We start from the raw sequence: 21905 nt of genomic DNA on the forward strand, positions 1-21905 counted from the left end.
AAAGAATGAAATGGGGACTGAAGACCGCTCTGACCGCTATCATGATATCGAGCGTCGCTATCAGCGCCACTCCTGCCTTCGCGGCAGGCAAGCTGACGGTTTCGTCGTCGCAGGATCCGGGCAGCTGGGATCCGATCGACACGTTCCTCGTGGCATGGGCTGCCGTTTCGACCAATATTTTCGACGGCCTCACCTATCGCGGCCCCGATCTCAAGCTGGTACCGGGCCTTGCCGAATCCTGGGAGGAACTGGATCAAGGCAAGCGCATCCGCTTCAAGCTGCGTCATAACGTGAAATTCCATGACGGCGAACCCTTCAATGCCGAAGCGGTGAAGTTCACCTTCGACCGCCTGCTCGGCGAACAGGGCGCCAAGGGACCGCAGCGCTCGAACTACACCGCGATCGAGAGCATCGATGTCATCGACGACTACACGGTCGACATGAAGCTGAAGACGCCCGATCCTGTGTTGCTGACCAAGCTTGCCGGCTATGGCGCGATGATCGTTCCGCCGAAATATATCAAGGAAAAGGGCGAGGATTATTTCAACCTCAACCCGGTCGGCACTGGAGCCTTCAAGTTCGTCTCTTATACGCCGAAGGTGAACATCAAGCTCGAAGCCAACCCGGATTATTGGGGCGGCGCACCGAAACTCTCCGAACTTGAATACCGCTTCATCAGCGAGCCGGCGACAGCCGTTGCCGAGCTTCAAGCGGGCCGCGTCGATATCGTCATCCCACCGACCATCCCGATCGGCATGCTGCCGGTCATCCAGGGCGATTCCAAGCTCGAAATCGCCAGCGTTCCCGGCCCCACGGTCGATGCGCTGCGCTTCAACACCCGCGACGGCATCACGGCCGATCCGCGCGTGCGTAAGGCGATCATCATGGCCGTCGACCGCGACACGATCGTCAAGTCGATCCTTGCAGGCCAGGGCACCGAGATCGTCAGCTTCCAGAATTCGCTCTCCTTCGGCTACGATCCAAACCTGAAGCCGCTTCCCTATGATCCGGCAGCCGCCAAGAAGCTGCTCGCCGAAGCCGGCGTGAAGCCCGGCGCGGCATTGCAGATCGACATTCGGGGCAACGACGCGACCATGAACGAGGTGGCGCAGGTCGTAGCGAGCTACCTGCAGATGGTCGGCCTCACCGCCACCATCAAGCCGTATGAAACCAACGTTCTGCTGAACGACATCATTCCGCAGGGCAAGACCGGCGCGATGTTCCAGCAGAAATGGGGCGGCTGGACCTTCGACTACGACAACACGGCCTATTCGATGTATCACTCCGGCGAAAAGTGGAATCCTTATGAAAAGGATGCCGCTCTGGACAAGCTGTTGGAATCGCAGCGCCCGCTCACCGATCGCGCCGAGCGCGAAAAGGTACTGAAGGACATCGGCAAATATGTCGCTGACAAGGCGCTCGAACTACCGCTCTACAACAGCAATGCGATCTACGGCGTCAGCAAGCGCGTCAAAGGCTTCGTGCCCGCTCCGGATACCCGCATCAAGCTCAACGAAGTCACCGTCGACTAATCATCAAGCATGACGCCGCCGGCCCGGCCGGCGGCGTCATCCGAAAGCTCTCGGGGTAAGAACGTGGCCGGTTTTCTCATCAAGCGATTGCTGCAGGCGATTTTCGTCGTGATCGCCATCACTCTTCTCGTTTCCTTCGCCATCCGCCTCACTGGCGACCCTGCCGTGATGATGTTTCAGGGCGGCGGCAGCATGACGGAAGACGATCTGGCCCGCATTCGCACAGCCCTCGGCACAGACCAGCCCTTCCTCGTGCAGTATTTCAGCTTCCTGAAGGGACTGCTGACGCTCAATCTCGGCCGCAGCTTCACCGGCGGCACGCCAGTCTCGCAACTGATCGCCAATGCCCTGCCCGCAACACTGCTGCTTGCCTTCATCTCCATGGTCGTGTCGATCGCGATCTCCATCCCGCTCGGCATCAAGGCAGCGACTGCACGCGGCAAGACGGCGGACCAGGTGATCCGCGTTCTCTCGCTCCTCGGCCTATCGTTCCCGAACTTCTGGCTGGCGCTGATGATGGTGCTGTTGTTTTCCATCACGCTCGGCTGGCTGCCACCGAGCGGCATGGTCGGCATTTCGAGCTATGTCATGCCAGCCGTGACGATGGGCGTGATCCTGACGGCGACGAATGTGCGCCTGGTGCGCACCGCCATGCTGGAAACGCTGCAGTCGCAATATATCATGGTCGCGCGCGCCAAGGGCCTTAGCGAAAGCAAGGTGCTCTACAAGCACGCGCTGCGCAATTGCGCCATCCCGCTCATCACCTATTTCGGCATCCAGTTCGGCGGGCTGCTCGGCGGCATCGTCGTCATCGAGCGCGTCTTCAATTGGCCCGGTCTCGGCACGCTGGCATTCGACGCCGTCGGCGCCCGCGACTACCCGGTCTTGCAGGGCGTGATCACCGTGCTGGCGCTGTTTATCGTCGGCGTCAATCTTCTCGTCGACATCGCCTATGGCCTTGTCGATCCCCGTATCCGCACGGAGTAACGCTAATGGCCGCCACGATCTCACGCCGTTCGCGCTTTCTAAACTTCGAATTTATCTTCGGCGCATTGCTCACTGTCGTCATCTGCCTTGCGGTGCTTCTCTCCGATGTGCTCTTTCCCGGCGGCGCAGAAAAGATCGATCTGATGGCAAGGCTTGCAAGGCCCTTCGCCAGCCTCGCTCATCCCTTTGGTACCGATCCGCTCGGCCGCGATGTACTGGCCCGCGTCGTCGCAGGCGGCAAAATATCGCTGACCGTCGGCCTCACCTCCGTGATCGGCGGCGTGGTTCTCGGCGTGCTGGTGGGGCTTGCCGCTGGCTACTACCGCGGCATCTGGGACATGCTGCTGATGCGCTTTGCCGACGTCCAGCTCGCCATGCCCTTCATTCTTCTGGCGATCACCTTCATCGCCATCGTCGGCGGCAGTCTCACCAACACCATCATCCTCTTGATCGTCTCGCAATGGGTGCAGTATGCGCGACTTGTACGCGGTTCGGTGCTGAGCCTGCGCGAGCGCGAGTTCATCCTGTCGGCGCGCGCGATCGGCGTCAAAGATTGGCGCATCATCTTCCAGCATTTGCTGCCGAACCTCATCGGCCCGGTAATCGTGCTGATGACGCTGAATATCGCCACCAACATTCTCCTGGAAAGCAGCCTCACCTTCCTTGGCATGGGTGTCGATCCCACCATTCCGAGCTGGGGCGGCATGCTGGCCGACGGGCGCACCTATCTGCAGACAGCGTGGTGGGTCAGCCTCTTTCCGGGCGTTGCAATCCTTTTGACCGTACTTGGCCTCAATCTTCTTGGCGACTGGCTGCGCGACAGCCTCGATCCGACTGGCAGAACGACAAGGTAAGACATCATGACTCTGATTTTCGAAAGAAGTTTTGAGCGCACCCTGTGGCGCCTTGTCGCCGATGCCAAGCCCAGCCAGAACTTCGAGGCATGGACCTTCGATGACCGAGAAAGCCGCCAGCAGACCGAACACAAGCTCGCGGAAAAGGGCATAAAGGCCCGCATTCGCAGCGCCTACAAGCCGCTGGTCAATGCCTTCATCGAGGAAATCGACCTGCATGATGTGAATGCGATCGAGATCCGCTATCCGGTTCATCCCAACGCACCGGAAAACCGCTTCCGCCTGGAAGCCTATCCGCTCGCGGCAATGGTGGGAGCTCGCGAGATCACCTTTACCGCGCGAGCCGACAGCGACTTTCATTATGACGTTCTGCTGAAAGGCACTGCCGGCCAGGAACGCCAATTGCAGGTGCTCGTGCCCAATCGCGTCCATATCGATGCCGCCGGCGAAACGAGCGTTTCCCCGACCGGCTGGCTCACGAGGAACGGCAATGCGACGGGCGACCGGCTCGTCACCGATTATGAACAACTCTTCGAAGAGACGATCAACGCGGTCACGCAATTCGATTGGGGCGCAAGCGAACCCTATTTCGATGAACTGAACATTCGCGTTTCCCTGCCTGCGCTGGACGAGGCCTTGCCCATCGGCGACGAGGTCATGAGTCTCCGCGAGGCGCTGCATGAGGACTTCTATTTCTCGCTGCTCGAATTTTTCCAGAAGAAATCCGGCCGCCCGCTGGGCGACCGTGGCTTGAAGCCGGGGCAGATCGTTCCGCAGATCCTGCAGTCCTCCGGCGAGATTTCCGTCCGGGTGGAAACGCAGCCACTGACGTCTCGCTACTGGGATAGAGCCGAACAGCAGATCGAGACGGCGACGGAACCTCTGGCTGTGCAACAGATCGAGGCCGAGCTTAACAAGATCGGCGGCGGCGAAACCTTTGAAGCCCTTACTCGCTCCGGCCGCACAGTCAGAGCCCGCTATATCAAGGGCCGCGATGCAGCCGTGATGATCAGCGGCGGACAGCACGCCAATGAGACGACCGGCACCGCGGGTGCCTTGCGCGCAGCCCGTCGGCTTGCCGGGATCGAAGGCGCGCATTTTACTATCTCGCCGCTCGAAAATCCGGACGGTTACGCACTGCATCAGCGCCTGCGCCAGGACAGCCCGCGCCACATGTATCATGCCGCCCGCTATACCGCGCTTGGCGACGATCTCGAATATCGGACCGAAGAGACTGCCGGTCCCTATCTCTTCGAAAAGAAAATCCGCTTCGAGGCGGAGAGGCTGAGCGGAGCGCAGCTGCACGTCAACCTGCATGGCTATCCGGCGCATGAGTGGACACGTCCGCTCTCCGGCTACGTTCCCCGCAACTTCGCCATGTGGACGCTGCCGAAGGGCTTTTTCCTGATTGCCCGTTATCATTCCGGCTGGGCGGCTCAGGCCGAGCAGCTTCTGGACAAGGTCACCAAACACCTCGGCGCCATCCCCGGTCTGCTGGATTACAACGACCGCCAGATCGCACTCTATGAAAACCATGCCGGCGAAACCGGCTTCCGCATCATCAACGGCTTCCCGTGCTTTGCCAATATCGACGACCGCCACACGGTACCGATGACCCTGATCACCGAATATCCCGACGAGACCATCTACGGCAACGCATTCATCGCCGGCCATACCGCGCAGATGGAAACCGTGCTTTCCGCCTACCGCTCCTGGCAGGAAATTATGGCGTTAAGCTAATCGGGCTCGCCGATGTGAGCATATCGAGCAGGGCGGTCATGGCGCTCGTCGTATAGGCATCCGATCGGCGCACGAAAAGCGTATCCACCAGCGACCGTTCCGGAGGAAGCGTGTGAATCGCAACCCTGCCCTCATGGGCGACGGCAGCGACGACGCCTCTCGGCAAGAGGGTGATGCCGACCCCAGCCGACACGCAGCTTATGATCGTGTCGAGAGAACCGAATTCCAACGGCTTCGACGTGACGATCCCCATATCGGCAAGAAGCGACTCCAGCCGCTGCCGATAGGAGCAGCCGATCTGGAAGACGATAGTCTTGAGATCGATAATGCCGGCCAAATCCTCCATTCCGCGAATGGCAGGCGATGTCACGAGAACGAGCTCTTCCTGAAAGATCACCTCCTGCTCGAGATCGGGATGGCTGACCGGACCCGCCACAAAGGCGCCCTCGACCCGGCATGAAACGACATCGTCGATCAGTCGGCGGGTCGTGCCTGTTGTCACGACAAGACGCACCTGCGGATAGGTCTTGGCGAATTGGCCGAGGAGCGGCGACAATCGCAATGCCGTCGTCGTTTCCAGACTGCCGAGAGAAAGCGTCCCGCCCGGCTCGCCATCATCCCTGGCGGCAGTGCGAGCATCGGCTAAGAGCTTGGTAATGCGACCGACAAAGGGCAGAATTCGTTGTCCCGCCGGCGTGGTCGATACGCCCCTCGCATGCCGCTGGAACAGGCTGACGCCCAGCTCTTCTTCCAGTGCCCGGATTCGCGCCGTTACATTCGATTGAACCGTATGTAGCTCCCGCGCCGCCCGGTTCATGCTGCCGTGCCGCGATACCGCCTCGAAAACTTTGAGATCCGATACATCCATTTCCCATCTCCAATAGAGATAACTGTTCTCACAATAAATCATTTTTTATGATATAACGCGCGGCGTATTCTCTCAAGCATAGATAGCTGAGAGACCGCCCATGACCGAAACCGCCACGCACGAAACCGGCCGGAACCATTATGATGCCCAGGTGGCATGGCGGGCCATCCTGTCGGCATTCTGTGCCTGCCTTATCGGCATCGCTCTTGCCCGTTTCGCTTATACGCCGCTCCTGCCCGCCATCGTCGATAACAATTGGTTCGAAGCCCCGGCGGCTGCCTATCTCGGTGCCGCAAATCTTTCCGGTTATCTGGTCGGCGCATTGCTCGGGCGGACGATCGCCGCACGTACTTCCACCGTCCTGACGCTCAGGATCATGATGCTTGCCGCAACGGCAGCCTTCTTTGCCTGCGCTTTTCCCGTCAGCTTTCCATGGTTCTTTGCGTGGCGTTTTGCAGCCGGCCTTGCTGGTGGCGCCCTGATGGTACTCGCGGCGCCGACCGTCCTGCCGCTGATCGCACCGTCTCGCCGAGGGCTTGCCAGCGGTATAATCTTCATGGGCATCGGCGCCGGCGTTGCCCTGTCGGGCACGCTAGTTCCTCTGCTGCTTCAACAGGGATTGCGTAAGACATGGCTCGGCCTCGGCGCCTTATCGCTGCTGCTCACGATCATTGCCTGGGCCGGATGGCCGCGCGAAATCGCCGTCCATACCACCACAAGCCATCATGCCACGCATGTCTCGAAACGGTGGACGCTGCGCGCGCTCTACATCGAATATGGGCTGAATGCCGCCGGCTGGGTCCCGCATATGATCTTCCTCGTGGATTTCGTTGCCCGCGGCTTGGGAGAGGGTTTGCAGGTCGGCGCGGAATACTGGGTGCTGTTTGGCCTCGGCGCGACCATCGGCCCCATCCTCGCCGGCCATTTGGCCGATCGCACGGGTTTTGCCGCAGCGCTGCGGTTCGCCTTCCTTCTCGAGGCCGTCGCAGTCGCCATTTCCACCTTTGGCCGCGGGCAGGCTTGGCTCATCGCGTCGAGCCTGATCGTCGGCGGCTTCGTAACCGGCACGGTTCCGCTGATGCTCGGCAGGATCGCAGAACTACTGCCGCACCATCCGGCGCAGCAGAAGGTCGCCTGGAGCCTGGCAACCGTATTCTTTGCCCTGTTCCAGGCAACAGCGGCTTACGGACTTTCCTTCGTCTTTGCCCGAACCGGCGATAACTACGGCATGCTCTTCTTGATCGGGGCCGGCGCCATGGTTCTTGCCCTGGCGATCGACCTCTCCGCCGCCGTGCTTATCCGCACTCCCGGGGACCACGCTCAGGATCATGAATTATAACTGCAAGAGAATTGGACATGACAGAACTTTTGACCGAGATCACCGGCCGCGAAAACATGCTAGGCGATGGCGGCGCCCTTGATGCGCTCATTGGCTTTTATCGCGCCTTCAATGCCGGCGACCTGGAAGCACTCGCTGCCAACTGGGCCGATGGCGACAGGCCAATCATGGACAATCCGATCGGAGGCATCCGGCGCGGATGGCCGTCGATCCGCGAGGGCTATGCGAAGCTGTTTGGTGGAAAGGCGAAAGTCCGGGTCGCATTCTACGATTTTACCAGCCAAGGCGATGATGACTGGCATCTGTTCGTTGGCCGGGAGCGGGGAAGTTGCGTCACGGCCGACAGGAGTATCGAGCTTCGCATTCGCACGACACGCTGGTTCACCCGGATCGACGGCGTCTGGCGTCAGCTCCACCATCATGGCTCCATTGAGGAACCTGCCCTGCTTGCTGCCTATCAGGAAATCATCTTCGGCGCGCCATTGGAGCGACCAGCGTAGATGTTGTCACGAGATTTTGGCCCTCTGCGCGCTACCTTGCCCACATGGCGCCAAAGTTTCACGCGAGTTGGAATTCATGAGGCATTTTCTGCTGCTGCTCGCCAGCCTGTCCATTATCTGCCTGGGGTCATTTGCACCGCCGGCACATGCCGAGGGATTCGTTCGCGCCGATCATCAGCGAATCGTCGACGGCAAGGGCAATCCCCTCATCCTGCGTGGTCTCGGCCTCGGAGGTTGGATGGTGCAGGAAGGCTACATGATGGGCCTCTCCAATCTGAAGGCACAGCACATCATTCGTCGCCGCATTTCCGAAATCATCGGCGAGAAAAGGACCGAACAGTTCTATCGGTCCTGGCTCGACAATGCCGTGACGAAAGCCGATATCGACGCTATGGCCAAATGGGGCTTCAACAGCGTGCGCCTGCCGATGCACTGGAAACTCTTTATCAAAGACGGCAGCACGTCAAAAAGCATTGTCTGGAACGAAGAAGGCTTTAGGCAGGTCGATGCGCTGATCCGCTGGCTGAAAGCCCATGATATGTACTTGATCCTCGATCTGCATGCAGCACCGGGTGGTCAAGGGCATGACATCGCAATTTCCGACCGCGATCCGGATAAACCTTCGCTCTGGGACAGCGACGAAAATCAGGCAATAATGATCGCGCTCTGGAGCGAGATCGCACGCCGCTACAAGGACGAATCGACGATTGCGGGTTACGATCTCCTCAATGAGCCGAATTGGGGTTTTCAGGACGAGAGCGACAAGGGCGGCTGCCGCGAAACCGAGAACAGGCCGCTGCGCGATATCTACCAACGCACCATCCGCGCCATCCGCGCGATCGACACCAACCACATGCTTATTATCGAAGGCAATTGCTGGGGCAATAATTATGCCGGCTTTTTGCCGATCGATGACCGCAATACAGCGCTCAGCTTTCACAAATACTGGACGCCGACGACCCAGGATTCGATAGAGCCTTTCCTGAAGTTGCGTGAGCAATATGACATGCCACTATGGAACGGCGAATCCGGTGAGAATAACAACGACTGGTACGCGCGCGCCGTAGAATTGCAGGAGAGGAACGGTATCGGCTGGTCGTGGTGGCCTCTGAAGAAAATGGGCGCCGGCAACCCGCTGGAGATCAGGACGAATGCAAATTATCGCGACCTGACCGCCTATCTCCGCGGGGAAGGCAAGAAACCTTCCGTCAGGAGCGCCTTTTCCGGGCTGATGCAGCTTGCGACCGACAGCCGCCATGGTAGAAACATCCACCATCAAGATGTGATCGACGCCCTGATGGGGCCGTCGCGTAAATAAAGCAAGAGCGAATAAGATTAGTACCGTCCTTTGGCACGAGACACTCCAAGTCTCCCTGATCCTTTTATCCCATCGCATGCCTGATGGTCTTCGAGAGACGCCGGAGAAATCGAGGCCTCGATGAGGCAACGAGCTTCCATGACAGAATAGTCCTCGCGATATCGCTCGGCAGGACGCCAATGGAAAGAAACCATCCCGCCAGCATCAGGCGACGCTTTCGCGACGCGTTCATCTTGAGACTGGCAACCGCGCCGGCCGCTGCAAGCGAAAGCTTGGAATCATTCGCGACAGGATGCTGGCGCCTGTCGATGCAAAGCGATGCCAGACGCTCTTCCAGATGCACGGGATCATGCAGGGCGGCATCCTCACGCATGTTCAATCCGACCTCGCTTGCCTGATCCGACAAGGCCTCCAGCCGGCGGAAATCATGCGTGATGCGCCAGCGCGCGCGCTGGCCGAGTTTTTCGGCGAAGACGGAATGATTGGCGCCATGAATGCGATAGGCGCCGAGGCAATCGTCGATGGAGGTTACCTCACCATGAAGCGGCGCAACCGTGGCAAGATATCCATCCGCTCCCTGCCGAAACTCAGGCTCAGGCACCGGCATGACCTTCTCCAGTACGGAACGTCGGAATGCCAGACCGCTGGTGACCGTCGTCTGATAGCGCCCCTTTCGCAGCAGTTCCGGCGTGACGTCACCGGAATCGAAGGGCAATTCGATAGGCGGAAATACATCCTTTACATGCATTTTTTCGTCGACGATATGCAGCCTGAACTGCACCTGTGCGGTCGTCTCCTCGCAGGCTTCAACAACCTCCGATACTGCATTCGGATAGAGATAATCATCCGCATCGAGAAACAATACGATCTCGCCCCGACTGGATGCAAAGCCAGTGTTGAATGCGGCAGCATGTCCGCCGTTCGCCTCGCGCAGGCATGTCTTGATACGATCGCCATACGCGGCAACGACATCGGCCGTCGCGTCCGTCGATGCATCGTCGACGACGATGACTTCGGCATCGTCATAATCTTGTTCTAGCGCGCTATCGATGCTGCGCCTCAGAAAATGCGCGTAGTTATAATTCGCAATAACGATGGAAACGGGAACGCGGTCTGGGATGGAATGCATCGCATTGAACCTCGCAGATCTGCTTTGGTTGCGGCGAACCTTCTCATTCAGGTCCTTATGGATGAAGCCGCTACGAACAGGGATATGTATCGATGCCGACGGGGTGTCTCACGAACATATCGAGCAACAGCTATTGGATCATGCCGATCCATCTTGCCGTTCCAAGCCTCAACAGTTTTATGGCTTTTGAATGACCACTGCTCGTGATGGGAATTTCATCGCCGCATTCATGCATGCAATAAAGACCGAAGCGCCAGCTATGCTTGTCGCGATCAGAGTGTTCTTTCTTCCCAATGAAATTGCATCTGCAACATAAATGCTGCGTCTCACCGCAGGACGCATAGTTCTTCGTGAAGGAAGACAAAATGAAGCCCGCGCGAGGCGGGCTCCATCAACTTTTATTCTGCCGCGCCGGCCGCCTTCGTCCTGCGAGTGCGCTTCGGCTTTGCCGCTTCTGCTACAGCCGATGCGGGAGCTGCGGCAGCAGCCTTTGCCCGGGTAGCTCTCGGCGACGTCTTGGCAGCAGCGGGCTTGGCGGCAGCCGGTTTTGCCGCTGCGGGCTTTGCCTTGGCTTTCGCCTTGGCCGTTGTTGCCTTGCCTCCGGTCTTTGCCGCGTTCAGGAGTGCGACACGACGCTGGCGGTTCTGCTCAAGAGCCTGCTGGAAACCAACATCGTGTTCCGCATGATAGGCGAGATCATCGAGAAACTCAGCCACGTCCTTGATGGTATCGACGACGACATAGCTCAAGCCGCGACCGGCATTGATCGAGTCACGACCGACCGTTACGCCATATCCGCCTGGAACACGCTGGAACCAAGTGGAGCGCCACTTCTTGAAGCCAGCAGCGTCGCGCTCGTACTCCTCCAGATATGCCTTCTGTTCTGCTACTCGGGCACGAAATGTATCAACAACGTTCCGCGCACCAGCCTTCGGCTTGTCAGCCTTTTTGGAAGTCCATTTCTCAAGAAAGTTTGCCATTGATCCGATCTCTTCAGGTTAGCGTTCCTTGTCACGCCGCCATTGCTTCGAAAAAGCTGACGGAGCTCCTCCACAGGGATGCCCGCATATATGTAAAGGATAGATGTATAATGGCAACATAATCCGTTATTATTGCGCCACAATTCGCCATTTCAGCCATCCCATTGCGGCCCTTTCGGCCGCGAAGCGTAAATTTCGTATCTTTTCGCTTGCTGGGATAGCCCTCTCTTGTCCCAATATAGAACTTCGGCACTCTCGTGATGCTGGGCATATTCGCTCTGGAGTATTCTACAGCAGTGGAAACTTGCCGCGTATCGAGGGTTTTATTGATAGCAGCTAGCGCTCGCCGCTATTTTGTTGTCTGGCAAATTCATCTGTGTTCGCCGATACGATAGCTGGCGGCTAAGACATTAACCTTGTCTCTAATCCATGTTCACTCCGGATCGAGACATGATCTCGCGCGCTTTTCTTCTTCTCCGGGCACCTTCGTCAGTTCGCCATATGGATCGAACATGAACCTTGCTGCAGCATCTTGATCGAAGCTCTCATGTTCGTATGCCGCATCTTCAATGCGGATATGGTGGATATGATTGAGCAGACGTTTTGGAAACAATCGGCAAAGACGTCATAGGCGCGTATACTGGGAGAGGCGTCGATGAAGGCAATGTGTGCGGCGTCAGCGTATGGCCCATATGATCGGCAGGGATATACGGAAAGAAGCGGCGATTAAAGGACCGGACCGCGAAAGGGGGTTCGCCCCTCGTAAACGGAACGCTCTCACGGCCGGTCCCATATTCCTGCGGGTCAGGCCCGCAAGAGGCGGCGCTTTTGCGCGCCCATTGCGGCAATATATTGACTAGCGCTAAAAAATGGCAGCCTAACAAAATTGCTTCCCATTAAGATCTCGCGCGTAGATAGTAGTCTATGAAACCTCACCGCACATCGATACCTCTCTATCAGTTAAGACACTTTCCATGAGGACAACAAGACTGATCCCGCGCTCCTCCATCGAGACGGCACGCCTCCGCCTGCGTCCTACATCGACCCTCGCCGCAATACGCGCCTTCGAAATCCAGAGCGACTGGGCCGTGACACGCATGCTGAGCAACGCCTCATATCCACCGAACGAAAACGATATCAGAGATTGGTTTTCCAGCCATGAGCGCGAATGGGCCGAAGGCTCCGCCTATCGTTTCGCCATCGAACAAGAGGAAAGAATGATCGGCATCGTGGACGTTGATGGCATTGCCGACAGCAAGGGGAGCCTCGGCTATTGGCTGGAAAGGCAAGCTTGGGGAAAGGGCTATGCCTTCGAGGCAGCACAGGCCTTGATCGCCTTCTCCTTCCAAACGATCGACTTGTCCAAGCTCGAATCCGGTCATGCATCCGACAACCCCGCCTCGGGACGGGTGCTGACCAAACTGGGTTTCCGTCGAGCTGGCTACAGGGAACTCTTTTCGCGAGCACGCCGCGAAACCATCATCCAGTGCTGCTATATGCTTGAGCGTTAATTGCCGCGAACCCATTATATGACGCAGCGCCGCATCTTTATGCGGCCGTATTGCTTGGTCACCTATGACCGATACTCTCGGCCGATGTCTCCGGAGGCGATTGCTTGGGCGGAACATTGCCGTTCTGCTCGGCACGATCGCGATGCAGGGCCGCGCGGGCGAGCAGCATGAAGGTGATCGGGGTCGTCACCGTTATGAAGATACCGATCAGCAGTTCATGAATGACGAGGGATCGCGTCGCCGTCGAAAAGAAGATCGTCGATGCGATCATGATCGCGCCGATGCCGCCGCTCGTACCCAATGTCGGCGCGTGAATGCGCTCGTAGAATGTTCCAAGCCTTAAGAACCCGATGGCGCCGACGAGCGTCAGGAAAGCGCCGATCACGAGAAGTGCACCGACCGGGACCGCCGCCCATAGCGGCATGTTTTCAAATGAGGCGCTCATTCGATCACCTCCCCGCGCATCAGGAATTTTGCCAATGCAACCGTTGCGACAAAGCCCAGCATACCGATGACGAGTGCGGCTTCGAAATAAACGACGCGACCAGTGCCGATGCCAAAAGTCAACAGCAGCAGCATGGCATTCACATAAAGCGTATCGAGCGCAATAATGCGATCTTGCGCGCGCGGTCCCCGGAACATGCGGATAGAGGCGATCGCCATCGCTGCCACGATCATCAGCTGCGCAATCGTAACGGACATCTGGATGATCATGGCGCTCATGCGAAAATCTCCATCAGCAGGCTTTCATAACGATTGGAGACCGTTTGGCGCCATTGCGCCTCGTTCTCGAGATCGAGGACATGCAGCAGCACCGTGTTGTCGTTAGAATCATATTCCAGCCACGCTGAACCCGGCGTGCTGGTCAGGATAACCGCAAGCAGCGCCAGCGGGATTTGATCCCGCACCTTGAGCTGAAGAACCACAAAACCCGGCGTCGTCTTATGCGAACGCCCTCTCAGGATAATCCAGGCCACCTGGACGTTCGATTTCACGACATCGAAAACGACCCGGAAGAAGAGCTTGGGCAGCAGATACCATTTCCGCAGCCGCGGCTTTTCGGGTCGCAGCGATGCCATGCCCCAGGACGCAAAGACCGCGACGATGATACCTAGGATAAGCTGACCAAGCGAGAAGCCGTTCAGCAGCAGCCACATAAGGATCAGGCTGAGTGTCAAAAGCGGATAAGGCAACATCACAGGCCTCCCGTTTTTGCTGGCGAGACCACGGCATTACGGACAGCATCGACATAGATGTTGTGATCCCTAAGCGTGCGGATAGTCGCATCCATGTACTGCATGACCGGTCCTGCCCAGATGGTCAGCGCCAGCGTCAATGCGAGCAGGCTCATGACCGGGACGATCTCGATGACGAGGACGCGGGGAACAGTGCCCTCGAGCGAACTCCAGAATGCGCGTATGCCGGCGCGCGTCATGGCGATCAGAGCGGCAATGCCTGAAAGAATGACGAGCAGGATCAACGTCCAGACCGCAGCGCTCGGCGGAACGCCGATCGCGCCGGTCCCCATCATGGCCGAGAGCATGGTGAACTTGGAGACGAAGCCGGACAGAGGCGGCAGGCCTGCCAACAGGATGCCGCAAGCGGCAAAGCAGATGCCGAGCATTGCCATGGTGCCGGGCATGGTTACGCCATCCTCTTCGGCCGACTCCTTATCCTCGGCATCACCATAGGCCTCCATGGTAACGGCGAGAACGCTGGCGCCGGCATCCTGTCCGCGCTCCACGAGTTCGATCAGCATGAAGAATGCGCTGATCGTCAGCGTCGAGCTGACGAGGTACATCAGCGCGCCGGACGAGATCGAGCCATCATTGATACCGATCACCATCAGCAGCGTACCGGATGAGACCAGAACCGAAAAACCGGCGAGCCGCCCAAGCGCCTGCGACGCCAGCACGCCGACCGTTCCGAAGATCAGCGTTGCCATCCCTCCATAGAGAAGCACGATCGCGCCGAAGCCCGCAGAAGGGCCGGCGCTGAACAGGAGCATGGTCAGCCGCAGGATGACATAGATGCCGAGCTTGCTGAGGATCGCGAATATGCCCGCAACCGGCGCCGAAGCCGCGCTATAGGCTGTCGGCAGCCAGAAGCAGAGCGGCCACATGCCCGCCTTGATGAGGAATGCGATGCCAAGCACGCCGGCGCCGGCCTGCATCAACATGCGGCGATCTGCCGACATTTCTGGGATGCGCACGGCAAGATCCGCCATGTTCAGCGTTCCCGTCGTGCCATAGATCAGGCTGACGCCGATGAGGAAGAGCAACGCGGCTGCGAGGTTGACGGCTATGTAATGCATGCCCGCCTTGACGCGCAGCGGTCCGGAACCATGCAACAGGAGGCCATAGGATGCCGCCAGCATGACCTCGAAGAAGACGAAGAGGTTGAAGAGATCGCCAGTCAGGAACGCGCCGTTGACGCCCATCAACAGCAGCTGGAACATGGTGTGAAAATGCGCACCGACCGCATGCCAACGCGCCAGCGAGAATATCAACGCGGCAACGGCGACTATGGATGTCAGCAGCAACATGAGTGCCGACAAGCCGTCGAGCACGAGCACGATACCAAAGGGTGCGCTCCAGTTTCCCAGCAGGTAGGCACGCTCCTGACAGGGTGATGCACCTTCTGCACGGAAGAGCGCAAGCGCAATGCCCACCAGCAACAGCGCTGCAACGAGACTGATGAGCGCCTTCAGCGTACGTGAACGCTCATCAATGAACACGAGCAGCGCACCCGCGACAAGGGGAACAAGGATCGGAGCGATGATGAGATGATGCGACCAGCTCGTCATTTCCGGTCACTCCGTCCGTCGACGTGGTCCGTACCGGTCAGGCCGCGCGATGCAAGCAGCACGACCAGGAACAGGGCTGTTGTCGCAAAGCCGATAACGATCGCAGTCAGCACCAGAGCCTGCGGCACCGGATCTGCCAGAGCCTGCGTTGCCGTGTCATCGCTAAGCAGCGGCGGCACATTCGTCTTTACGCCGCCGACACCGAAGATGAAGAGGTTGACGGCATAGGAAAGCAGCGACAGTCCGATGATGACTTGGTAGGTGCGCGGGCGTAGAATCAGCCAAACGCCGCAAGCGGTCATCACACCAACCGCAATGGACAAGATGAGTTCCATCAGCCCCCCTTTACCTTGTCGGCATCAAGCGCCCGCAAGCGGTTGATACGGATCGACTGGTGCGCAAGTGCGACGAGGATCAGAACGGTGGATCCCACAACGAGCAGGAAAACGCCGAGATCGAAGAGCAGCGCGCTTGCCGCCGGCACTTTGCCGATCAGCGGCAGGTCTAAATATTGGAAGTGCGAGGTGAGGAATGGATAGCCGAAGAACCAGGCGCCGATGCCCGTCGCCGTCGCGATCAAAAGCCCGGCGCCCATCCAACGGAGCGGCAGGATGCGGATGCGATCCTCCGCCCAGCGCGTGCCACCGGCCAGATATTGCAGCAGGAAGGCGATCGAGAGCGTCAGGCCAGCAGAAAAGCCGCCCCCCGGCGCATCATGCCCCCGCATGAAAATATAGACCGACAGGGCGATCACGAAGGGGAACATCCACTGCATAATGACGGAGGGTACCAGCAGGTAGTCGCGCACGGTATCTCCGGCCGAGCGCTCCGGCCGTTCCTCGTCGAAACGATTCTGGATCCGCTGCTGCTCCGGCATCTCCATGCTGTCGGGTGCCGGGCGGAAACGACGCAGCAGCGCATAGACCGTTAAAGCGACGACGCCGAGAACGGCGATTTCGCCCAGCGTATCGAAGCCTCGGAAATCCACGAGGATGACGTTGACGACGTTGCGGCCGCCGCCCTTCGAATAGGCATTCTCCAGGAAATAATTCGCGATAGCGTCAGGTACCGGCATGGTCATGACGGCATAGGAAATGAACATCATGCCGACGCCGCAGATGACAGCCAGAGCCAGATCGCGGAAGCGGCGGAAACGGGCGCGCAAATCGACCGTATCGTCGATCCCTTCGGTCCGCTTCGGCAGCCAGCGCAAACCCAGCAGGATGAGAACCGTCGTAACAATCTCAACGAGAAGCTGGGTGATCGCGAGATCCGGCGCCGACAGCCAGATGAACGTCATGCAGACGATCAAGCCGACGCCGCCCAGCATCACCAAGGCGGCAAGCCGGTGATATTTTGCAAAGAAGGCGGTGCCAATCGCCAGGCAAATACCAATCGCCCAGACTGCGGCGAAGACTGGGTCGGCGCCCAGGAAGGAAAAGTGCTTGGCTTCGAAACCGGACAGATAAAGCGGCAGCAGACCGGCGGCGAACCCCATCACAACGACCCAGCGAAGCTGCGGCTGCAGCTTGCGCGTGCCGATCCGCTTTTCGGCGGTTCTGGCCCAATGCCAGGAAACCTCGACCAGCACCCGTTCGAAGATGCGCTGCCCCTTCAAGCGTCGGAAGATAGGCGGACCGTCGTCGCATCGGGAAAAGTAATCCTTGAAGGTGAAATAGAATACCGTGCCGCCGACCAATGCGACGATGCTCATCACGAGCGGCAAATTGAAGCCATGCCAGAGCGAGAGGCTGTATTGCGGCGTATCGGCATTGAGAACGCTGACCACAGCCGCATGCAGGAAAGGAGCCACCGAAAGCGCCGGAACGATGCCGACGACTAGGCATACCACGACCAGAAGCTCGATCGGGAAGCGCATCCAGCGCGGCGGCTCGTGCGGCTTGGCGATCGGCAGATCGGTCGGCGCCGGCCCGAAGAACACCGTCTGAATGAAGCGCAGCGAATAGGCAACGCTGAAGGCGCTTGCCAGCGTCGCCACATAGGGAAGCATGCGATCGAGGATGGAATCCGCATGGGTTTCGATCGCTTCGGCGAAGAACATTTCCTTCGACAGGAAACCATTGAGCAGCGGAACACCGGCCATGGCGGCACTCGCAACGATCGCAAGCGCTCCCGTGAACGGCATATAGCGGAACAGACCGCTCAGACGGCGCATGTCGCGCGTGCCGGTCTCATGATCGATAATGCCGGCCGCCATGAATAGCGAGGCCTTGAAAGTCGCATGGTTCAGCATGTGGAAGATGGCGGCGACTGTCGCAAGCGGGCTGCCGAGGCTGAGCAAGGTGGTGATGAGGCCGAGATGGCTGATCGTGGAATAGGCGAGCAGCCCTTTGAGATCCTGCTGGAACATCGCGAAATAGGCGCCGAGCACCAGCGTGATGATGCCGGCGGCACCGACGATATAAAACCACTCGTTAGTGCCGGCGAGAACCGGCCAGAAGCGCGCCAGCAGGAAAACGCCGGCCTTCACCAGGGTGGCGGAATGCAGATAGGCCGAGACGGGCGTCGGCGCCGCCATCGCATTCGGAAGCCAGAAATGGAACGGGAATTGCGCGCTCTTCGTCAGCGCACCGAGCAGGATGAGGATCAGCGCAGGCAGATAGAGCGGATGGTTGCGGATGATATCGCCCGATGCCAGGATCTTGTCCAGATCATAGCTGCCGACGATATGGCCGAGCAGGATTAGCCCGATCAGCAGGCAGAACCCACCGATCCCCGTGATCGTCAGCGCCATGCGGGCACCATCGCGAGCGGCAGCCGAATTGTGCCAATAGCTGATGAGCAGGAATGAGAAGATGCTCGTCAGTTCCCAGAATATCGAGAGCAGAATGACATTGCCTGACAGGACGATGCCGAGCATCGCGCCCATGAAGGCAAGCAGGAAGGAGAAGAAGCGCGGAACCGGGTCCTCCTCCGACATGTAATAGCGGGCATAGACGATGACGAGAAAGCCGATGGCAGTGATGACAAGCGAAAACAGCCAGGCAAATCCATCCAGCCTGAGACTGAAGTTAAGCCCCAGCTGCGGCAACCACTCTATGCTGTAGCGCACTACGCCACCGTCCATCACGGCGGGATAGAAGCTAGCGCAAATTAAGAGCGCCAGAAACGTGATGATCCCGGCAATCCATGCCGGCCCGCGCCGCGACTGCGTGCGTAACAAACATACGGAAAGAAGACTTCCGACAAACGGTAGAGCCAAAAGTGCTAGAATAAAAATGGGCTCGCTCGTTATCCCAAAACGTCGTTCCTTCGCTTGGCAGGATTGCACCAGTCGGCAAAACCCCTGGAAATCCGCTAGATTATGCCCTATATGACAGATATCGCCCAATATGGGCAGCTTCGAACCCTGCGTCAAGGTAAGATGGCGATGATTTTGACACCAGCGCTCTGCCGGGCGGCCCGCGGCTTCCTCGATTGGACGCAAATGGACCTTGCGGAGCGTTCCGGCGTGTCGCGCAGCACCATCCGCGATTACGAGGGTAATCGGCACAGCCTGCATCGGGCGACGGAAGCGCAATTGAGATTGGCGCTCGAGACCGGAGGCGTCGCCTTCTTCCGGATCCAGGGGCATGAGATCGGCATCTGTCCCAAGGCTCTCGTCACGGAAGGTCAAGCGCCGTCGCATGCCGAGAGTTGCGAGATCCTGTCTACCACCGGCGACAGGGGCCAGATCCTCCCTCCGAAAGCAGACCGATAGGATCGACGACCGACATCTAGCACGAGCAAAGCGTCAGGCGGCAAGCCTGTTCTATACGACGCAACGGACAACCCATCTAGCGGCCTGGGAAGCCTGGCCGGTTGTCGATCCGACTCTGCTCGCAAGAAGGTGAATGAATAGGCCCTCAAATCAGCCACATTCACGCCGATCACCGCATCCGCGCCGTACCCCAAAACGACCGGAGAAACATATGTCCATCACCAGCGAAGCATCAACCACGGTTCCAACAGTCCGCTACCGGCCATCGCAGCGGCTCCTGCATTGGCTAATGGCTGTCATCATCATTTCCGCACTCCTCATCGGTCTCTATTGTTCTTATCTCACGCCCGGCGTGCCCCTACGCCGCGCCCTCCTCGATGTACATAAATCGCTCGGCATGACTGCGCTTGTCCTCATCGCCGTGAGGCTGCCGCTGAGGCTTTCGTTTGGTGAACCCGCCTATCGGCGTCCGCTAGACGTCTTTAGCCACTACGCAGCGCGCGGCGCACACATTCTGCTTTACGCTCTGATGATCTTGATGCCGCTTGCCGGCTACACCACCTCCGCTGCTGGTGGGCATGATCTGCCATGGTTCGGTCTCTTCCAATGGCCCAACCTGCTGCTGCCCAACGGCGGCCTGGAAAGAATCGCTGCGCAGATCCACGAATACGGTGCTTACTGCCTCTATGTTCTTGTCAGCCTGCATGTATTGGCAGCCCTCTGGCACCATTTCATTCGGAGGGACGAAGTGTTGCAGAGAATGCTCGGACTTTGAATTATCGATAGTGTCGATATCCATTGTCTAGACTACGATGGGCGTCGGCAGCCATTTCGGGTGGGAGATTTGGCAATAGCGTTCTCAAATCTGTCATATCGTGTCACTAGAAGCACGTGCTGGAAATTAGCCGCAAACGGGTATGATTCCCGCCCTCTTCATTTTGCGAAACAGGCCCGCCATGCATCACAATTCTCCCATCATCATTGAGGGCGCCACCGTTGTCTTCGGCGACCGCCTGGAGCCTGCATCGGTACGGATCGAAGAGGGACGCATCACTGATATCGACGGTGCCCGCGACGGAGCCGAGGTTATCGACGGGCGCGGTCACCTTCTCGGGCCTGCCTTTGTCGATGTCCACGGCGACGCTTTCGAACGACAGCTCATGCCGCGCCCGGGCACGATGCTGCCGGTTGCGCCGGCGCTTCTCGAAACGGACCGCCAGCTTGCTGCCAATGGCATCGCCACAGCCTTCCACGCGCTGACCTTGAGCTGGGAGCCGGGGCTGCGCTCCGTTGAAAACGGCCGTGCGGTGGTTTCTTCTCTCGATAAGCTGGCTTCAAGGTTGATGGTCGACAACCGGGTACAATTGCGCTGGGAAACATTTTGCTTTGAGGCAATCGACCTCATTCGCGACGCGTTGTCAGGTTCTCACCGGCCCTCCATTGCGTTTAACGACCACACATCGATGCTGCTGCTTGATCCCGCGGTATCGCTGCAGGAGCGGCCGTTCGATCTCGATCCGAATTTCCCTGCCCTTGATCCTGGCTCACCGGTCTTCGCGGACAAGATGGCCGAACGCGCAAAGAGGGCAAAGCTGCCGGTCGCGGACATGATCGCCATGGCACGCGCCATGTGGGAGCGCCGGCCGCAAGTCCTGGCCGCCATCAACGAGGTCTCAGCACTTGGCGAGGCTGCCGGCGCTCCGATGCTTTCGCATGACGACAGCCAGATCGAGACACGTGATTTCTATCGCGCACGCGGCGCACGTATCTGCGAATTCCCCATGAACCGTCGCGTGGCGCGCGCTGCCAGAGACGCGGGCGATTTTATCGTCTTCGGCGCGCCAAATGCGACGCGCGGCGGCAGTCATCTCGCGTCGATCGGCGCGGCCGACATGATCCGCGAAGGTCTCTGCGATATCCTCGCCTCGGATTATTATTATCCCGCCATGCTCCTCGGCCTTGCACGCCTGAAAGCGGATGGCGTGGGGCAGTTGCAGGATCTATGGCCGCTGGTCTCCGGCAATCCCGCACGAGCATCGGGTCTCCATGATCGTGGTACGATCAAGGTCGGCAACCGAGCCGATCTCATCCTCGTCGAATGGCCGGAGGGTGATGTACCCGTCGTCAGGCGCACCTGGGTCGCGGGTCGCGAAGCCTATCGGGCTATCGCCGCTGGTCATTAGCGGGCATCAAAGCACTGCGTCATGCAGGCCGTTTTTCGCGCCCGGAGGGTCTCATTCATTGAAGAAGGGAGGCTAAACCGACACCGATCATGCAAGTCAGCAATCCCGCGCAGATGAAGAACAGCACCAGAGGTGTGTATCTGGACATGCGGCCTCCTCTCGACGTTACTCCAGGGATCGTCATACGATGAAATCCGCCCTCCTGGGCACCGATGCGATGCAAAGCTCTGCGCCCCACTAGGAGCCGTAAAGCTCGTCACCGAAGTCTACGCAGGAGTCGGCCGCTGGTTCCGAAAATATCAAGGCGTTCGCTCAAATGGATTCCGGCCGCGAGCTTGGCCACGGCCGAAAAGCTCGAATTATCTGAGCTGCTATCCCTTATCTCCGGCGATGCGTTGCCCATCCGTAAGGTAGCGCCAAACGCTGCTCTCTCCGAC

Annotated in this window: 19 protein-coding genes and 1 pseudogene; 11 read left to right on the forward strand and 9 right to left on the reverse strand. The window is 58.8% G+C overall.

Annotated elements, in window-relative coordinates; all coding sequences use genetic code 11:
- Positions 1-5: 5 nt before the first annotated feature.
- From ACYJRZ_RS17105 to ACYJRZ_RS17120, 4 genes are all read left to right on the forward strand, one after another.
- Positions 6-1532 carry an ABC transporter substrate-binding protein gene (locus ACYJRZ_RS17105; RefSeq protein WP_459461261.1) on the forward strand — a complete coding sequence of 509 codons (1527 nt, stop codon included), beginning with the start codon at positions 6-8 and terminating at the stop codon, positions 1530-1532.
- A 63-nt stretch (positions 1533-1595) separates the two neighbouring features.
- Complete coding sequence (locus ACYJRZ_RS17110) at positions 1596-2519, forward strand: ABC transporter permease (protein ID WP_459460832.1); 924 nt, start codon at positions 1596-1598, stop codon at positions 2517-2519.
- A gap of 5 nt (positions 2520-2524) precedes the next feature.
- Complete coding sequence (locus ACYJRZ_RS17115; RefSeq protein WP_459460834.1) at positions 2525-3373, forward strand: ABC transporter permease; 849 nt, start codon at positions 2525-2527, stop codon at positions 3371-3373.
- A gap of 6 nt (positions 3374-3379) precedes the next feature.
- On the forward strand, positions 3380-5113 hold the full coding sequence (locus ACYJRZ_RS17120; protein ID WP_459460836.1) for a M14 family metallopeptidase: 1734 nt from the start codon (positions 3380-3382) through the stop codon (positions 5111-5113).
- Here ACYJRZ_RS17120 and ACYJRZ_RS17125 read toward each other — a convergent pair.
- Positions 5097-5981 (reverse strand): LysR family transcriptional regulator, encoded by an 885-nt coding sequence (locus ACYJRZ_RS17125; protein ID WP_459460838.1) that lies wholly within the window; start codon positions 5979-5981, stop codon positions 5097-5099. The genes ACYJRZ_RS17120 and ACYJRZ_RS17125 overlap by 17 nt on opposite strands.
- Before the next feature lie 100 nt (positions 5982-6081).
- Between ACYJRZ_RS17125 and ACYJRZ_RS17130 the strand changes: the two genes are divergently transcribed.
- The 3 genes from ACYJRZ_RS17130 (at position 6082) to ACYJRZ_RS17140 (ending at position 9138) form a co-directional block, all read left to right on the forward strand.
- Positions 6082-7320 (forward strand): YbfB/YjiJ family MFS transporter, encoded by a 1239-nt coding sequence (locus ACYJRZ_RS17130; protein WP_459460840.1) that lies wholly within the window; start codon positions 6082-6084, stop codon positions 7318-7320.
- A gap of 17 nt (positions 7321-7337) precedes the next feature.
- Entirely contained in the window at positions 7338-7820 is a 483-nt protein-coding gene (locus ACYJRZ_RS17135; protein WP_459460842.1) for a YybH family protein, read from the forward strand.
- 76 nt (positions 7821-7896) lie between these two features.
- Entirely contained in the window at positions 7897-9138 is a 1242-nt protein-coding gene (locus ACYJRZ_RS17140) for a glycoside hydrolase family 5 protein (protein WP_459460844.1), read from the forward strand.
- A gap of 64 nt (positions 9139-9202) precedes the next feature.
- Here the strand turns inward: ACYJRZ_RS17140 and ACYJRZ_RS17145 are convergent, their stop codons facing one another.
- Entirely contained in the window at positions 9203-10267 is a 1065-nt protein-coding gene (locus ACYJRZ_RS17145; protein WP_459460846.1) for a glycosyltransferase, read from the reverse strand.
- Between the two features lie 398 nt (positions 10268-10665).
- Positions 10666-11247: a hypothetical protein gene (locus tag ACYJRZ_RS17150; protein ID WP_459460848.1), complete on the reverse strand. Its 582-nt coding sequence runs from the start codon at positions 11245-11247 to the stop codon at positions 10666-10668.
- A 974-nt stretch (positions 11248-12221) separates the two neighbouring features.
- Here ACYJRZ_RS17150 and ACYJRZ_RS17155 point away from each other — a divergent pair.
- The gene (locus tag ACYJRZ_RS17155; protein WP_459460850.1) at positions 12222-12758 is read left to right on the forward strand and encodes a GNAT family N-acetyltransferase; all 537 of its coding nucleotides are present in this window, start codon (positions 12222-12224) and stop codon (positions 12756-12758) included.
- A 58-nt stretch (positions 12759-12816) separates the two neighbouring features.
- Here the strand turns inward: ACYJRZ_RS17155 and mnhG are convergent, their stop codons facing one another.
- From mnhG to ACYJRZ_RS17185, 6 genes are read right to left on the reverse strand one after another with little or no spacing between them, the layout of a single operon-like run.
- Positions 12817-13203 carry a monovalent cation/H(+) antiporter subunit G gene (mnhG, locus tag ACYJRZ_RS17160; RefSeq protein WP_459460852.1) on the reverse strand — a complete coding sequence of 129 codons (387 nt, stop codon included), beginning with the start codon at positions 13201-13203 and terminating at the stop codon, positions 12817-12819.
- Positions 13200-13481 (reverse strand): K+/H+ antiporter subunit F, encoded by a 282-nt coding sequence (locus ACYJRZ_RS17165; RefSeq protein ID WP_459460854.1) that lies wholly within the window; start codon positions 13479-13481, stop codon positions 13200-13202. Before ACYJRZ_RS17165 ends, mnhG begins: the two co-directional genes overlap by 4 nt.
- Positions 13478-13954: a Na+/H+ antiporter subunit E gene (locus ACYJRZ_RS17170; protein ID WP_459460856.1), complete on the reverse strand. Its 477-nt coding sequence runs from the start codon at positions 13952-13954 to the stop codon at positions 13478-13480. Before ACYJRZ_RS17170 ends, ACYJRZ_RS17165 begins: the two co-directional genes overlap by 4 nt.
- The gene (locus ACYJRZ_RS17175) at positions 13954-15564 is read right to left on the reverse strand and encodes a monovalent cation/H+ antiporter subunit D (protein WP_459460858.1); all 1611 of its coding nucleotides are present in this window, start codon (positions 15562-15564) and stop codon (positions 13954-13956) included. Before ACYJRZ_RS17175 ends, ACYJRZ_RS17170 begins: the two co-directional genes overlap by 1 nt.
- Positions 15561-15899, reverse strand: a complete 339-nt coding sequence (locus ACYJRZ_RS17180; protein ID WP_459460860.1) for a Na+/H+ antiporter subunit C — start codon at positions 15897-15899, stop codon at positions 15561-15563. Before ACYJRZ_RS17180 ends, ACYJRZ_RS17175 begins: the two co-directional genes overlap by 4 nt.
- Positions 15899-18820 carry a monovalent cation/H+ antiporter subunit A gene (locus tag ACYJRZ_RS17185; RefSeq protein ID WP_459461263.1) on the reverse strand — a complete coding sequence of 974 codons (2922 nt, stop codon included), beginning with the start codon at positions 18818-18820 and terminating at the stop codon, positions 15899-15901. The genes ACYJRZ_RS17180 and ACYJRZ_RS17185 overlap by 1 nt, the downstream gene beginning before the upstream one ends.
- Positions 18821-18889: 69 nt before the next feature.
- On the opposite strand from ACYJRZ_RS17185, the pseudogene ACYJRZ_RS17190 reads away from it, so the two are divergent.
- The 3 genes and pseudogenes from ACYJRZ_RS17190 to ACYJRZ_RS17200 all read left to right on the forward strand — a co-directional run.
- Positions 18890-19174: pseudogene (locus tag ACYJRZ_RS17190) on the forward strand (helix-turn-helix transcriptional regulator); the annotation flags it as partial.
- A gap of 322 nt (positions 19175-19496) precedes the next feature.
- Positions 19497-20060 carry a cytochrome b gene (locus ACYJRZ_RS17195; RefSeq protein WP_459460862.1) on the forward strand — a complete coding sequence of 188 codons (564 nt, stop codon included), beginning with the start codon at positions 19497-19499 and terminating at the stop codon, positions 20058-20060.
- Between the two features lie 181 nt (positions 20061-20241).
- Positions 20242-21468: an alpha-D-ribose 1-methylphosphonate 5-triphosphate diphosphatase gene (locus ACYJRZ_RS17200; RefSeq protein WP_459460864.1), complete on the forward strand. Its 1227-nt coding sequence runs from the start codon at positions 20242-20244 to the stop codon at positions 21466-21468.
- Positions 21469-21905 lie beyond the last annotated feature (437 nt).

It is taken from the genome of Rhizobium sp. No.120, from assembly GCF_054558365.1.